Source organism: Kocuria arenosa, from assembly GCF_042879215.1.
In the GTDB taxonomy this organism is placed as follows: Bacteria; Actinomycetota; Actinomycetes; order Actinomycetales; family Micrococcaceae; genus Kocuria; species Kocuria arenosa.
This window is the reverse complement of record NZ_JBHZTA010000020.1, coordinates 1-14574: the sequence shown is the minus strand read 5'-3', so window position 1 is coordinate 14574 and position 14574 is coordinate 1. Positions and strand designations below refer to the sequence as shown.

Sequence of the window (14574 nt, the reverse complement as noted above, 5' to 3'; positions counted from 1 at the left end):
TCGGCGGTGACGGGTGTGTCTCGAAGTGTGAGCCAGCACACGTCCGCGGGCCAGGTCCGTTATCGCAGGACGAGAATCAGCACCCGTGAGAGCATGGGCCGACCGAAGGAGGCCGTGTGATCGTCGAACGACTGCCGGAGCCCCTGCACGGGGACGCCGTGTCCCTGTGGGAGGAGGCGGGGCTGACGCGCCCCTGGAACGACCCGCGCGCGGACCTGGACCGGGCGCTCGGGAGCCCGTCCTCCACGGTCCTGGCCGCCGTCGAGGAGGGACGTCTCGCCGGCACCGCCATGGTCGGCCACGACGGCCACCGGGGGTGGGTGTACTACGTGGCCGTGCACCCGTCCCGCCGGGGACAGGGACTGGGCCGCGAGCTGATGGCCGCGGCCGAGCGGTGGGTGGCCGGGCGCGGCATCCCGAAGATGCAGCTCATGGTCCGCAGCACGAACACGGGCACCCGGGAGTTCTACGAGCGGATGGGCTACGCCGTCCAGGACACCGTGGTGCTCGGGAAGTTCTTCGACCCCGCGCGGCAGGCCCAGCAGAGCGGCTGACCCCGGCTCAGCCGAGGGGGTCGGTCACGCCCTCCGGGCAGTCGTAGCGCGCGAAGTCCCAGGAGCTGCGGCGCGCCCCGGCGCGGTAGGCGCTGTCCCAGAACTCCAGGACGGCGCCGTGCGGATCGGGCAGCGCCCGCACGTCGTCGTAGCGCAGGACGGCGAGGTGGCCGCCGCCGCGCTCGCTCCAGAACGCGGCCTCCGGCCGCAGGGGCTCACCGGCCAGCCCGTCGGGTTCCGGGGCGGTGTAGGAGTAGAAGGCCGGTTCCGGGAAGGCGGGGTCCCCGAACCAGAACCCGGAGCTGATGACCTCCCGGGAGTAGGCCTCGCGGGTGACCGGGTCCGTGCCGGGCGGGGGATCCACGAAGCGGTCGGCGAAGCGGGTCACGGCGATGTCGAACGTGTGCCAGAAGTGGTGCACGGGGCTGGTCTTCCCGGACCAGCCGGCGGCGAACTCCTCCAGCAGCAGGTTCACCTGGCCCAGGACCCGCCAGTAGCGGGTGACGGCGGCGGGGTCGTAGGCGGCGTGCTCGGTGTCGGCGCTGAACGGACGCCCGGAGTCGGGCAGGTCGAACGGGTGGGGACGGGCGATGGTCACCTCCGCCCCCACCGCCGCCAGGGCGTGCAGGACGCGGGCGTGGAACTCGGCGACGGACAGCCCCGGAAGGGCGAAGGAGTGCCGGGCTCCGTCGGCGGTGCTGACGTCGAGGCGGTGGTCCAGGAAGTCGAAGTCGATCGTGAAGACCGGGTCCCGTCCCATCGGGCGGGTGGTGGTGCCGCGGCCGGTGAGGTGGAACGGGACGTTCCACCAGTGGTTGCGCCGCGGGGCGGACGCCAGCCGCACCTTGCCGACCACCTGGGCGAACCGGTGGACGGTGTCCAGGGTGTCCCGCCAGGACTCGTAGGGCATCTCGGGCAGAGCAGGGTGGGTCATGAGCGCCTCCTGTGCCCAGTGTGCGGGTGTCCTGCCGCGGAATCCAGGGGTGTCCGCGGTCCGGCGGAAGTGCCACAGTGGTGCCGGAGGCCGCGGTGGGCGGCGTCCTGCGCCGTGGGGGTGGTCCGCATGAGCCGCGACGACAGATGTCGCGACGACGTGAACGACATGGAGGACATGGACGAGGAGACCGGTGCGGGCGCCTCGCGGAGCGGTGCGGGACGCGCCGAGTGCCCGGCGCCCGGCGGGCCGCGGGGGCACCTGCGCCGGTGCGTCCACCGATGACCCGTCTGCCGAGCGCAGCACCATGACCGCCCCGCCCGGCCCCGGCGCCGCGCCCGAGCTGCTGTCCTGGGGGGAGCGGCGGGCCCGGTGGGTGCTGGCCGCCACCGTGCTCGGCTCCGCCTTGACCTTCATCGACACGACCGTGGTGAGCATCGCCCTGCCGGCCGTCGGCGCCGACCTGGGCGCGGGGAGCACCGGCCTGACCTGGGTGGTCAACGGCTACACGCTGACCCTGGCCGCCCTCGTCCTGCTGGGCGGCTCGCTGGGGGACCGGTACGGCCGGCGCAGGATCTTCCTCCTCGGCGTCGGCTGCTTCGCGGGGGCCTCCGCGCTGTGCGGCCTGGCCCCGGACGTCACCGTCCTCGTCGCCGCACGGGCCGTCCAGGGGGTCGGCGGTGCCCTCCTCGTGCCGACCGCGCTCGCGATCCTGCAGTCGTCCTTCGCCCCGGGACACCGGGCCCGTGCCATCGGCGCCTGGTCGGGGCTCACGGGGGTGGCCGCGGCCGTGGGGCCGTTCGCGGGCGGCTGGCTGGTCCAGACCACCTCGTGGCGGTGGGTGTTCCTGGTCAACCTGCCGGTGGCGCTCGCCGTGGTGCTGATCGCCCGCCGGCACGTGCCCGAGTCCAGGAACCCGGCGGCCTGCCCGCGGCTCGACGTGCCCGGCGCCGCGCTGCTGGTGGCCGGTCTCGGGATGCTGACGCTCGGGCTGACGGCCGCGGCCGGCGACGACCCGTCGGCGCCGGTCACGGGCGGGGCGCTCGCGGCCGGGGCGGGGCTGCTCGCGGCGTTCCTGCTCCGGGAGCGGCGTGCGGTGTCCCCGCTGCTGCCTCCCGCCCTGCTCGGGCAGCGGCTGTTCGTCGCGGCGAACGTCATCACCTTCGTGGTCTACGCGGGCCTGGGCGCGGTCTTCTTCGTCCTCGTCGTCGCCCTCCAGGTGGGGGCCGGGTTCTCGCCCGTGGCCGCCGGGCTGTCCCTGCTGCCCGTCACCGTCCTGATGCTGGTGCTCTCACCGTCCGCCGGCGCCCTGGTGCACCGGGTGGGTCCGCGGCTGCCCATGACGGCCGGTCCGCTGATCGCCGCGCTCGGGGTGCTCCTGCTGGGCCGGGCCGGGCCCGGGGCGCACTACCTCCTGGAGGTGCTGGTCCCCGCCGCGGTGTTCGGCGCCGGACTGACCCTCCTGGTCGCGCCGCTGACCGCCACGGTCCTCGGCGCGCTGCCCACGGAGCAGGCCGGGCTGGCCAGCGGGGTCAACAACGCCGTGGCGCGCACGGCGGGCCTGCTCGCGGTCGCGGCGGTCCCGCTGGTGGGCGGGCTCGGGGAGACCGGCCTCACCGATCCGGCCCGGCTCCGCGAGGGCTTCCCCGTGGTCATGGGTCTGTGCGCGGGCCTGCTCGCCGCGGGCGGGCTGCTGTCCGCGGTGGTCCTCCGCCGTCCCGCGGCGCGGGGCGGCCGGCGCGGCCTTCGCGCCGCGACACATCCTTGACCACCCGATCGGCGCGCTCCTAGCCTGAAGCCCCTGGTGGCACGGCGGTGGGGCGCGGAGGCCGGGGGCTGCGGGGCGCGGGGCGCCCGGGGGCCCGGCGGGCCGCGAGGCCGGTGGCAGGGGTCATGACGTGCGCGTCCGCGCTCGTGCTCGCGCACCGGCGTCCGGCCGGTCCGACCGAAAGCAGTGGTGAGCCATGCGTTCTGCCGAGAACGGCCGAGGCCCCGACGACATCCCCGGTGCTCGCGGAAGGAGGCGCACGCGCCGGGCGGGCTCCGCCCTGGCGCTGGCCGTGCTCCTGACGACCGGTCCGGTGGGCGGGGCGGCCACGGTCGCCGCGCCGCCGCCCGGCGTCGTCGTCACCGCGCAGGTGCCGCCCGGGCTCGAGGACCTCTACGCCCAGCAGCTCGTGTGGAGCCCGTGCGGCGTGGCGGCGGAGTGCGCCCAGGTGCAGGTGCCGCTCGACCACGAGAACCCGGCCGCCGGGCGGATCCAGCTGGCGGTCACCCGGGTGGTGAGCACCGACCCCGCCGCCCGGCAGGGCTCCCTGCTCGTGAACTTCGGCGGCCCGGGCGGATCCGGCACGGCCTCGATCGAGGCGTGGGCGGCCGGCCTGGACCCGCGCGTCCGGGCCGCGTACGACATCGTGGGCTTCGACCCGCGAGGCGTGGGCAGCTCCACCGCGGTGGAGTGCGTCGACGACGCCACGCTGGACGCGATGCGTGCCGGCACCGGGGACCCCGACACCCCGGAGGGGCTGGCCCGGGCCGTCGCGGCGGCCGAGCGGTTCGCCGCGGCGTGCGCGGCGAACACCGGCCCGCTGCTCGGCGAGGTCGACACGGTCAGCGCCGCCAAGGACCTGGACATCCTGCGGGCGGTGCTGGGCGACGACCAGCTCGACTACCTCGGGTACTCCTACGGCACCCTGCTCGGCGCCACGTACGCCGACCTGTTCCCCGAACGGACAGGCCGGTTCGTCCTCGACGCGGCCATGGACCCCTCCCTGGACGGCTCCGGGCTGACCCTCGACCAGGCCGCCGGCTTCGAGCGGGCCCTCCGGGTGTACGTCGAGACCTGCCTCCCGCAGGACGGATGCCCGTTCGAGGGGACCGCCGACGAGGGCCTGGCCGAGATCGAGGCCCTGCTCCGGCAGATCGCGGCGCAGCCGCTGCCGACCGCCGACGGACGGCCGCTCACCGTGGACGACGCGGTCAGCGGGCTCATCAAACCGCTCTACGATCCGCGCATCTGGTGGTTCCTGACCCAGTCCCTCGCCCTGGCCACGGAGCACGGGGACGGGACGGGACTGATGCGCCTCGCGGACATCGCCTACGGCAGGGGACCCGACGGCACCTACACCAACGCCTATGAGGCGAACATCGCGATCGACTGCCTCGACCGTCCCGAGAACGACGACCCCGCCGCGATGGCGGCGCTGGACGCGCAGCTGCAGGAGGCGTCCCCGACCCTCGGCGACTGGTTCAGCCACGGGGCGGTCACCTGCGGGGCTTGGCCGCACGAGCCTGTCAGCGCGCCCGCTCCGATCGACGCCGCCGGTGCCGGGCCGATCCTGGTGGTCGGAGGCACGGGGGACACCGCCACCCCCTACGCGTGGTCGCAGGCGCTGGCCGCGCAGCTCGAGGACGGGCACCTGCTGACCCGCGTGGGCGAGGGGCACGGGTCCTATCTGAGCGGCAACCGGTGCATCGACGAGACGGTCACCGCCTACCTCCTCGAAGGCGTGCTGCCCGCGGAGGAGACGACCTGCTGATCCGGAGGAGCCCGTTGCGGAGAGGACAGAAAGCGGCCGGTACGAGATCGCCCCCGCACCGGCCCAGCCGCCAGGGAAATCAGGAAGATCCGGCAGCTTCGGCCCATCCTACTGAGACGCGGGTCACGGATCACCACTTGATTTTCCGGACCGCGTCCGGAACCTCGCAGGGCACGGCCGCCGGGCGAACGCCAGGGGTGCGGACGGTGGGCGAGGAGGACATGAAGAACCGTGACGGGCTCCGCCGGTGCGGGGCCGTGGCCGCCGTGGCCGGGGGGATCCCCAGGGGCGTCACGGAGGACTGCGGAACGGCCGTCCTCGGCCGGCGCCCCGGTGGAGCCCGGGGCGCGGCAGGCCCGGCAGCTGTCCGGCCAGGGAGGCGACCAGGGCCAGTCCGAACCCCGCGGCCTGGAGGCCCGTGAGCGTCTCGTCCAGCAGCAGCAGGCCCAGGACCGCGGCCGTCACCGGGGTCAACGGGATCAGCAGGGTCAGGCTCGTGGACGGCACGCGCCGGCCGGCGTGGAACCACGCGGCGTAGGCGATGGCGCCCCCGGGCAGCGCCAACCAGGCGTAGCCCAGCACGGCCGGCAGGTCCAGGACGAAGGCGCCGGTGTCCAGCAGGGGCACGAGCGGAGCGATCATCAGCCCGCCGAGGGTCAGCTGCCAGCCGGTCGCCGCGAGCCCGTTCATGCCCTCGGGCAGTCCCCACCGGCGGGTCAGGACCACCCCGGCGGCCATGACCGCGGTCCCGGCGAAGGCCGCCGCGAGCCCCAGGGCGTCCAGGGTGACGGTGCCGGCGAGCACGGCCACGGACACGCCCGCCACCGCGGCGAGCGCCCACAGCACCCGGGGGAGGGGCGTGCGCTGCCGGAACGCCAGGAGCAGCAGGAGCGCCGCGACCAGGGGCTGGGCGGAGCCGACGACCGCGGCGAGACCGCCCGGGAGGCGGTAGGCGCCGAGGAACAGGAGGGGGAAGAACGCCCCGAAGTTGAGCAGCGCGAGCACCGAGAACCGTCCCCACCAGTCCCGCGGCGGCAGCTGCCGGGTCAGGGCGAGCAGCAGGAGCCCGGCCGGGAGGGCCCGCAGCAGGGACGCGGTCATGGGCCGGTCCGGCGGCAGCAGCTCGGTGGTGACCACGTAGGTCGTCCCCCACACGACCGGCGCCACGGCGCCCAGGAGGATCAGCCGGGCATGGCCGGCCGGGGCGTGGTCCACCGGCGCACCTCCGATCCGCTCCGCGACCCCGTCCGGGCTGGATGCCCCGATCCTACGGGGCCGGTCCGGCGGTGACGGGAGTAGATTGCCACCATGGACATCCGCGGGGGGATCGTGAGCACGCTGTCCGTGCTCGTTCTGCTGCTGAGCGCCTGCGCCCCGGACAGCGGCGGGACCATGGCGACCGGCAACCGCCTGGGGACACCGGCGGACGCCCCCGCACTGGACGTCGAGGTCGTCGTGGACGACCTCGAGCTCGCGTGGGACGTGGCCCTCACCCCGGAGGGCACCGTGCTGGTCACCGAGCGGGCCGGCCGGCTGCTGGCCCACGACGAGCAGGGCACGCGGGAGGTTGCGGCCGACCTGGACGACCTGTTCGTGGGCAGCGAGGCCGGGCTGATGGGCCTGGAGGTCTCCCCGGACTTCGCACGCAGCCGGGAGATCTTCCTGTGCCACGCGACCCGGGCCGGCGACGGCCGGCCGCGCGACGTGCGGGTCACCCGCTGGCGGCTCGACGAGGGCGCCGCGGCGGCCGAGCGCACCGGGACGGTCGTCGCAGGCCTGCCCATCAGCTCCGGCCGGCACAGCGGCTGCCGGCTGCGCTTCGTCCCGGACGGCACGCTCCTCGTCGGCACCGGGGACGCCGCGCAGGGTGAGAACCCGCAGGACCCGGACTCCCTGGGGGGCAAGACGCTGCGGCTCCACCCCGACGGCACGATCCCGGAGGACAACCCGTTCGCCGACCGGGACGGGCCTGCGGCCGCCGTCCACACCCTGGGCCACCGCAACGTCCAGGGCCTCGCGGTGCAGCCCGGGACGGACACGGTGTGGTCGGCGGAGCACGGCCCCGGCACGGACGACGAGGTCAACGTCCTCGAGCCCGGCGGCAACTACGGGTGGGACCCGGCCCCCGGCTACGACGAGTCCGTGCCCATGACCGATCTCGAGAAGTACCCGGACGCGGTCCCGGCGGCGTGGTCCTCGGGGCGCCCGACCGTCGCGCTCAGCGGGGCCGTCTTCCTCGAGGGGCAGCAGTGGGGCGGGTGGGAGGGCGCGCTGGCGGTCGCGGAGCTGAAGAACACCGGCGTGGGGGTCTACCGGGTCGAGGACACCGAGGTCACCGGGCGGACGCGCATGGCGGAGCTGGAGAACGAGTACGGCCGGCTGCGCTCGCTGACCCTCGACGACGAGGGCGCCCTGTGGGTCACCACCTCCAACGGCGCCGACGACGCCGTCCTGCGCGTCACGGCGAGCACCGGAGACTCCTGAGCGGTGTGCGGCCTGCTCGCGCCGTGAGGTCCCGGCGCCGCTGCGGGGGAGCTGGGGGCCGTCTGGACCCGGCACCCGGAGGCCCGGGCCGCCTCGGCCCGCATCTCCGGAGGGGTGCGGACGACGTGCGGCGGTGGTCCCGCCCGGTTGCCCACCGGCTCAACCCTGGACGGACGCACCCTGCCGTGCTGCGCGTCGCCTCCCGGCCGGTCGACGGTGGATCGGCGCCCCGGCGGGTCCGTCCCCGGGCGGATCCGCCGGGTGCCGGAGCCGGGCAGAATGGACCCGTGCCCGCTCCTGCCCCCGGCCCCTCCCGCATCGCAGCCCTCGACGTGGCCCGCGGTCTCGCGATCCTCGGCACGCTTGCCACCAACATCTGGATCTTCAGCCACCAGGGCGGCTTCCTCGGCTACCTGACCGATCCGCTGGCCGGCACCGCCGGCGGATCGGCGCGTGCTGCCCAGGCGCTGCTGATGGCCGCGGCCAACGGCAAGTTCCTGGGCCTGCTGATGCTCCTCTTCGGCATCGGGCTCGCCGTCCAGCACGCCTCCGCCCGGCGGCGCGGACTCGCGTGGCCCCGGTCCTACCGGGTGCGGGCGGGGATCCTGTTCCTGGACGGGCTGCTCAACTACCTGCTGATCATCGAGTTCGACGTCCTGATGGGCTACGCGCTCACGGGGATGGTCGCGGCGTGGCTGGTGACCACCTCGGAGCGGGTGCAGCGCGGCGTCGTCCTGGCGTGCGCCGCCGCGCACGTCGCGGTGATCGGCGCGCTGACGGCCGTCCTCGTCGTCGTCCCCGCCGGGGACCCGGCCGAGGCCCTGGCCCGGCCGAACCCCTACGCCGACGGCACGTGGTGGGAGCTCGTGCTGCTGCGGGTGGACGCCGTCGTCCTCTTCCGCGCCGAACCCGTCCTGATCCTCGGGCTGGGGGTGGTCATGTTTCTGGCCGGGCGGTTCCTGTGGCGGGCCGGTCTCTTCCGCCCGGACGGGGACCGGTGGCGGCGGCGGCTCATGGTCCTGGGCCTGGTGGTCGCCCTGCCCGTGGACCTCGGCCTGAACGTCCTGGGCGGGCAGGCCGGTGCCTTCTTCGCCCGCTACACCACCGCCCCGGTCGTGGCGCTGGGTCTGCTGGCCCTCGTGGCGCACCTCGGTGTGCGTCGTCCCGGACACCCGCCGTCCTGGGCCGCACGGCGGCTCGCGGAGGTCGGACGGACCGCCCTGAGCTGCTACCTGCTGCAGAACCTCCTGGCCTCGGCGCTGTTCTACGGCTGGGGCGCGGGCCTGGCCGTGGCCACAGCCCAGCACCGGCTGCCCGCCACGGTTCTCGGCTGGCTGCTGGTGTGCGCCGCCGTGCTGGTCTTCGCGCACCTGTGGCTGCGGCGCTTCCCGCGCGGCCCGCTGGAGGAGCTCACGGCGCGCGCCGCCGGCGCGCGCCGGGCCCCTGCGGCCGTGGCCCGCGAGGACTGAGGCCCCGGACCCCGGTGTGGGCGCGCGCCGCCGGGCAGCGACCCGGTGCGCGGCCGCTCAGGACTCCGCCTGGCCCTGCCGCCAGTAGCCCATGAAGGAGACGTGGTCCTTGGGGATGCCCGCGGCGTCGACACACAGCCGGCGCAGCGCCTTGACGGTGCCGGACTCGCCGGCGAGGAACACGTAGGGCACGTCGGCGCGTCCGGGGGCGGCCACCGACCACGCGCGAGGCTCGGCGGCGTCCTCCGCGACCGGCAGGACGGGCGTCCCGCGGTCGCGCCGCGGGCGGCGGCCCGCCAGGACGTCGTCCACGGCTCCACCGGGCAGCTCGAGCAGGCGCGCGAGGCGCACCGCGGCCCGGTGCCCGTGCCCGGCCGGCTCGGCGCCCCCGGCGCGGGGCAGGACGTGCAGCCGCACGTCCGGCAGGTCGGCGGGCAGGCGGTGGGCGGCCACGTCCTCGGGGTGCGGGACCTCGAGCACCACGTCGAGGCGGGGCCGGACCCCGCCGGCGGGCAGCCCGGAGCGGGCGTCCGTGAACTCCTCCGCGACGGACATCAGGGCCGGGGCGGCGGTCTCGTCCCCGACCGCGAGGACGCGCCGGGCACCACCGTGGTCCCAGGCCGCCCACGGCCGCTCCTGCGGGCCGGGCCCGAGCAGGTACACGCGCTCGCCGGGGGACACCGCGGCCGCCCACCGGCTGCCCGGGCCGTCCTGGGCGTGCCCGCCGTGCACCACGACGTCGATCACGAGCTCCGGGACCACCATCCCGCAGAACGTGGTGCGCCGGACGCCGCGCACGGTGTAGGTGCGCATCCAGCCGCGCTCCTCGGCGGGCCGGGCGAACCAGCCCTCCCGCAGGCCCAGGGACAGGTCCGCCCGCTCGGGCTCGCGGCCCGGGGGCGGGACCAGCAGCTTGATGTAGGCGTCGCGGCACCGGGTCCGGTCCCCGGCCCCGATGAGGGCGGGGGACAGACCGGCGAGCTCCGGGCCCGCCAGGGTGATCCGGCGGAAGGACGGGCACAGCGGGGTCACGGACGTCACGGCGGCCTCGACGCACAGCACGGGGGCGGCGTGGGCGGCGGCGGTCTCGGGGGTGGGGGCGAGGGTCACAGCAGGGTCCTTCCGATCTCGGCGGCCGCCCGGGGCCCGGGCTCCAGGAACACGGGTGCCGGAGGTTCGACGGGGTGGGAGCCCTCGCGGGCCCGCCCGCGGGGCAGGACGACGGGCCGCCCGCCCACGGGGTCGCGGGCCACGTCCGCGCGGAGCCCGAAGACCTCGGCCAGCAGCCCGGGGGTGAGCACCTCGGCGGGCGTGCCCACGGCCACGATCCGTCCCGCGGCCATCGCCACGAGCCGGTCGGCCACGCGCGCGGCCAGGTTCAGCTCGTGCAGGACGGCGACGACGGTGGCCCGCCCGGCCCCCGGCCCGTCCGGGTGCTCCAGCCCCCGGAGCATGTCCAGCAGGTCCACCTGGTGGGCCAGGTCGAGGTAGGAGGTGGGCTCGTCGAGCAGCATCGTCCGGGCCTGCTGGGCCAGGGTCAGGGCGATCCAGACCCGCTGGCGCTGCCCGCCGGAGAGCTCCTCCACGGGCCGCGCGGCCAGGGCCGTGAGCTCGGTGAGCTCCATGGCCCGGGCCACGGCCGCGTCGTCGTCGGGGGAGGGGGCGCCCCACCACCGGCGGTGCGGGTGCCGGCCGCGCTCCACCAGCTCGGCGACGGTCAGGCCCTCCGGGACCACGGGCGACTGCGGCAGGAGGCTGACCGAGCGGGCGTACGGGCGGGCGTGCCACTCGCGCACGCCGCGGCCGTCCGCCTCGAGCGTGCCGGCGAGCGGGCGCAGCTGCCGGGACAGGCCCTTGAGCAGCGTGGTCTTGCCGCAGCCGTTGGCGCCGATGAGCACGGTGGTGGCCCCGTGCGGGATGTCGAGGTCCACCTCCCGCACCACGGTGCGGTCGTCGTAGCCCAGGGACAGGCCGCGCATCCGGAACGCGGGGACGTCGGCCGCGGAGTCCTGCACGGGGCGCAGGTCGGCGCGCAGCTCGGGGCTCATGCCAGGGCTCCTCTCCGCTGCCGCACGAGCAGCCACAGCATCACGGGGGCGCCCACGGCGCCGGTGACCACACCGGCCGGCAGCTGCACCTGCGCCGGCAGGCCCGCGCCGATGGAGTCGGCGACCACCACGACCACGGCGCCCACGAGGGCGCACGCCACGATCGAGGTCCGCCCGCGGGTCAGGGCGGTGGCCACGGGCGTGGACATCAGTGCCACGAACGCGAGCGGTCCGGTCGCGGCCGTGGCCACGGCGGCCAGCAGCACGCCCAGCCCCAGCGCGAGGGCCCGGCTGCGCGCCGGGCGCGCCCCGAGGCCGGCCGCCAGCTCCGGGCCGAGCTCGGCGGGCTCGAGCGCGCGGTGCACCGCCACGGCGGCGGGCAACGCCAGCACCAGGCACGCCGCGAGGACGGTGATCCGGTCCCACGTGGCGGCGTTGAGCGAGCCCGCGGTCCAGAGGGCGGCGTCCTGGGCGGAGTTCAGGGACAGCCGCACCAGCAGGGCCGCGGTGAGGGCCTGGGCGAGCGCGGCCACGCCGATGCCGGCGAGCAGGAAGCGCTCGCCCACGATCCCGCCGGTGCGCAGCCGCACCGAGGCGCCGGCGATGAGGGCCGCGGCGAGCAGCGCCCCGGCCAGGGCGGTCCAGGACACCGCCGTGCCCCGCAGGCCCCACAGCGCGGTGCCTGCCACGGCCCCCGCCGCGGCGCCGTAGGTGATGCCCAGGATGTCGGGGCTGGCCAGGGGATTGCGGAGCACCCGGCGGAACAGGGCGCCGGCGCAGCCGAGGGCGGTCCCGGCGAGCGCGCCCAGCACGGCGCGCGGCAGCTTCTCCTGCAGCACGATGAAGCTCGCCCCGGGGATCTGCTCCCCGGCGAGGATCGCGACGAAGTCGGGGACCGTCACGGTGTAGCGCCCGAGCAGCACGCGCACCGCCAGGGCCGCGAGCAGCGCCAGGGCCAGCAGGGCGATCGCCCGGCGGGTGCGCCGGGTCCGGTCGCGCCGGACGCCGCGCACGAGCCCGGCGGCGCCGGGCTCCTCGGGGACGGCGGGCGCGGGGGCGAGCATGGTGCCGGTCACAGGGTCACGCTCCGTCCCCGGCGCAGCAGCGCCAGCAGCACGGGCACGCCCAGCACCACGGTGGTGACGCCCACGTGGATCTCCTGGGGCGGGGCCAGCACCCGGCCGAGGACGTCGGCCAGCAGGAGCAGCACGGGGCCCAGGACCGCGCTGAACAGGACGATCCAGCGGTAGTCGCCGCCGAGGAAGCGGCGCACGGCGTGGGGCACGAGCAGCCCCACGAAGGCGATGGGACCCGCGAGCGCCGTGGCCGAGCCGGAGAGCAGGACCACGCCCACGAACACCAGGAAGCGCTGCACGCCCAGGTCCACGCCCAGCCCGTGCGCGAGCTCGTCGCCCAGGGCCATGGCGTTGAGCCCCGAGGAGCCGCCGAGCACCAGGAGCACGCCGAGCAGGACGAGGGGCGCCACGGCGGCGAGGTCGGTGGACTCGGCGCGGGCGACCGAGCCGATGCTCCAGAACCGGAAGCGGTCCAGCACCGCGGGCAGGACGAGGACCACGGAGGTGGTCAGGGCGGTGAAGCCGGCGTTCACGGCCGCGCCGGACAGAACCAGGCCCGTCGGGGTCGGGGCGCCGCCGCCGAGCCGGGACGAGCCGAAGACGAGCGCGGCGGCCACGGCCGAGCCGGCGAGGGCCAGCGCGGTGAGCTGCCACGTGGCCACGAGGCCGAGCCAGCCGATCCCGAGGACCACCGCGCACGCCGCGCCGGCGGTCAGCCCGAGCAGGCCCGGATCGCCCAGCGGATTGCGGCTGACCCCCTGCATGCCGGCGCCGGCCACGGCCAGTGCCGCCCCCACGAGCACCCCGGTCACGGTCCGGGGGACCCGGCTCTGCACCACGGCGGCGTCGATGCCCAGTCCGGCGGAGACCTGCGACCAGCCCCCTTCGAGCAGGGCGCCCGGCAGGCCGGTGAGCACGGCGACCACGGTGGCCGGGTCCACCGAGCGGGCCCCCCAGAACAGGGAGGCCGCGGCGGCGGCGGCCAGCAGCAGCACGGCCGCGGACAGGGCGGGTCCCCGGCGCCGCAGTGCGGTGCCGGGGACCCGACGGGTCGGCCGGGCGGGGGAGACCGTGCTCGTGCTGCTCACCGGGACCGCGGTCTCACCGGCCGCCGGTGGAGGCCGCGGCCTCGGCGATGTCCGGCAGCACGTTCTCGAGGGCCCACGGGATGCTCAGCGGGGAGGCCGCCGAGACCGAGAGCACCTCCTGCTGGTCGCTCTGGAGCACCAGGGCGTCGTCGGCGACCGCGGGGATGCGGCTGAGCAGGGGGTCGTTCTCGATGGCCTCGCGCACGCCCTCGTCCTCGGCCCAGCTGACGAAGACGTCGGAGGTGAGCTCGTCGGCGCGCTCCGGGGACCAGGTGATGAAGAACTGGTCCTTCTTCTCCTCGGCGGCCTGCTCGACCGCCTCGGACTGGACCATGCCGAGGGACTCGAGGAACTTGGGGCGGTTGTCCACCGCGGTGTAGGCGAAGATCTGGTCGGCCGCGGAGGGGTCGAGCGTGCCGTACACGAACGAGGTGCCCTCCAGCTCCGGGTGCTCCGCGGCGGCCTCGGCGATCTGCTGCTCCACGTCCGCCACGACCTCCGCGGCCCGCTCCTCGCGGCCCAGGGCCTGGCCGATGAGCTCCGTGGAGTCCTGCCAGGACGTCCCGTAGGCCACGGCGTCCTCGGGGTAGCCGACGACGGGGGCGATCTCGGAGAGCTTGTCGTAGTCCTCCTGGGTCAGCCCGGAGTAGGCGCCCAGGATGACATCGGGCTGGAGCGCGGCGATCGCCTCGAAGTTGATGCCGTCCGTCTCGGCGTAGGTCTCCGGGGCCTCGGCGCCGGACTCCTCGAGCGCGGCGTCGAACCAGTCGGTGGACCCGTTCTCGTTGGCGCCGAAGTCCAGGGCGGGCACCCCGACCGGGACCACGCCGAGGGCGGTCGCGACGTCGTGGTTGACCCAGGACACCGTGGCCACGCGCTCGGGGGCCTCCTCGATGGTGGTCCCGCCGAAGGCGTGCTCCACGGTGCGCGGGAACTCGCCGGTGGCGCCCCCGGCGGCCGCGGACCCGCCCCCCGACGCCCCGCCCGCCGGACCGGTCGAGCACCCGGTGAGCACCAGGGCCCCGGCGGCCAGCAGGGCGGCCGGGGCGAGGACACGGCGGCGCGCGGCGGACGGGGCGGGGAACAGCGGGCGCGGAGCGCGGGCGAGCAGAGAGGCCACGGCCACCCTTTCGGACGTCGACGGAGGGGCCGTCGGTGCAGATCGGGGTTAGGCAAGGGTTGCCTAACCAGCAGGACAGGGATCACCCTAGGACGTGATCCGGCCAATACGCAACATGGGTATGACCTAATGGATCCGGCGACGTGGTCGGGTGCGCCTCGTCCTGTGAGGGGGGAGCGTCCGGGCGGCTCCGTGGGGTCCGTCACTGTGCTTTCCGGCGAACACCTGTAGAGTCATCACCAGTTGTTGAAGTTTCGTTCTT

At 76.0% G+C, this 14574-nt stretch carries 12 protein-coding genes; 5 read left to right on the top strand and 7 right to left on the bottom strand.

What is annotated here, in order from left to right; all coding sequences use genetic code 11:
• Nucleotides 1-116: 116 nt before the first annotated feature.
• Nucleotides 117-554, top strand: a complete 438-nt coding sequence (locus tag ACFYE3_RS18345; protein WP_387611698.1) for a GNAT family acetyltransferase — start codon at nt 117-119, stop codon at nt 552-554.
• A 7-nt stretch (nt 555-561) separates the two neighbouring features.
• Here ACFYE3_RS18345 and ACFYE3_RS18340 read toward each other — a convergent pair whose 3' ends face one another.
• Nucleotides 562-1488 carry a DUF5996 family protein gene (locus ACFYE3_RS18340; protein WP_387611696.1) on the bottom strand — a complete coding sequence of 309 codons (927 nt, stop codon included), beginning with the start codon at nt 1486-1488 and terminating at the stop codon, nt 562-564.
• Between the two features lie 307 nt (nt 1489-1795).
• Between ACFYE3_RS18340 and ACFYE3_RS18335 the strand changes: the two genes are divergently transcribed.
• Together ACFYE3_RS18335 and ACFYE3_RS18330 are read left to right on the top strand one after the other, a co-directional pair.
• Nucleotides 1796-3256: an MFS transporter gene (locus tag ACFYE3_RS18335; RefSeq protein ID WP_387611694.1), complete on the top strand. Its 1461-nt coding sequence runs from the start codon at nt 1796-1798 to the stop codon at nt 3254-3256.
• A gap of 196 nt (nt 3257-3452) precedes the next feature.
• Nucleotides 3453-5027 (top strand): alpha/beta hydrolase, encoded by a 1575-nt coding sequence (locus ACFYE3_RS18330; protein WP_387611691.1) that lies wholly within the window; start codon nt 3453-3455, stop codon nt 5025-5027.
• 291 nt (nt 5028-5318) lie between these two features.
• Here ACFYE3_RS18330 and ACFYE3_RS18325 read toward each other — a convergent pair whose 3' ends face one another.
• A complete protein-coding gene (locus tag ACFYE3_RS18325; protein ID WP_387611689.1) occupies nt 5319-6242 on the bottom strand; it encodes a DMT family transporter in 924 nt (307 codons plus the stop codon).
• A gap of 93 nt (nt 6243-6335) precedes the next feature.
• Between ACFYE3_RS18325 and ACFYE3_RS18320 the strand changes: the two genes are divergently transcribed.
• Both ACFYE3_RS18320 and ACFYE3_RS18315 read left to right on the top strand, forming a co-directional pair.
• A complete protein-coding gene (locus ACFYE3_RS18320) occupies nt 6336-7511 on the top strand; it encodes a PQQ-dependent sugar dehydrogenase (RefSeq protein ID WP_387611687.1) in 1176 nt (391 codons plus the stop codon).
• Nucleotides 7512-7798: 287 nt separating this feature from the next.
• Complete coding sequence (locus tag ACFYE3_RS18315) at nt 7799-8980, top strand: DUF418 domain-containing protein (RefSeq protein WP_387611684.1); 1182 nt, start codon at nt 7799-7801, stop codon at nt 8978-8980.
• A gap of 57 nt (nt 8981-9037) precedes the next feature.
• On the opposite strand, the gene ACFYE3_RS18310 is transcribed toward ACFYE3_RS18315, so the two are convergent.
• Genes ACFYE3_RS18310 through ACFYE3_RS18290 form a run of 5 tightly spaced genes read right to left on the bottom strand, consistent with a single transcriptional unit; the run spans nt 9038 to nt 14318 of the window.
• Entirely contained in the window at nt 9038-10090 is a 1053-nt protein-coding gene (locus ACFYE3_RS18310) for a siderophore-interacting protein (RefSeq protein WP_387611682.1), read from the bottom strand.
• Nucleotides 10087-11028, bottom strand: a complete 942-nt coding sequence (locus ACFYE3_RS18305) for an ABC transporter ATP-binding protein (protein ID WP_387611679.1) — start codon at nt 11026-11028, stop codon at nt 10087-10089. The genes ACFYE3_RS18310 and ACFYE3_RS18305 overlap by 4 nt, the downstream gene beginning before the upstream one ends.
• Nucleotides 11025-12104 (bottom strand): FecCD family ABC transporter permease, encoded by a 1080-nt coding sequence (locus tag ACFYE3_RS18300; RefSeq protein WP_387611677.1) that lies wholly within the window; start codon nt 12102-12104, stop codon nt 11025-11027. Before ACFYE3_RS18300 ends, ACFYE3_RS18305 begins: the two co-directional genes overlap by 4 nt.
• Nucleotides 12101-13192: a FecCD family ABC transporter permease gene (locus ACFYE3_RS18295; protein WP_387611674.1), complete on the bottom strand. Its 1092-nt coding sequence runs from the start codon at nt 13190-13192 to the stop codon at nt 12101-12103. The genes ACFYE3_RS18300 and ACFYE3_RS18295 overlap by 4 nt, the downstream gene beginning before the upstream one ends.
• 13 nt (nt 13193-13205) lie before the next feature.
• The gene (locus tag ACFYE3_RS18290; protein ID WP_387611671.1) at nt 13206-14318 is read right to left on the bottom strand and encodes an iron-siderophore ABC transporter substrate-binding protein; all 1113 of its coding nucleotides are present in this window, start codon (nt 14316-14318) and stop codon (nt 13206-13208) included.
• Nucleotides 14319-14574 lie beyond the last annotated feature (256 nt).

Excerpts from the sequence above, each read along its gene's own strand:
- ACFYE3_RS18340 (WP_387611696.1), bottom strand. The coding sequence starts at position 1,488 with ATGACCCACCCTGCTCTGCCCGAGATGCCCTACGAGTCCTGGCGGGAC.
- ACFYE3_RS18335 (WP_387611694.1), top strand. The coding sequence starts at position 1,796 with ATGACCGCCCCGCCCGGCCCCGGCGCCGCGCCCGAGCTGCTGTCCTGG.
- ACFYE3_RS18330 (WP_387611691.1), top strand. The coding sequence starts at position 3,453 with ATGCGTTCTGCCGAGAACGGCCGAGGCCCCGACGACATCCCCGGTGCT.
- ACFYE3_RS18320 (WP_387611687.1), top strand. The coding sequence starts at position 6,336 with ATGGACATCCGCGGGGGGATCGTGAGCACGCTGTCCGTGCTCGTTCTG.
- ACFYE3_RS18305 (WP_387611679.1), bottom strand. The coding sequence starts at position 11,028 with ATGAGCCCCGAGCTGCGCGCCGACCTGCGCCCCGTGCAGGACTCCGCG.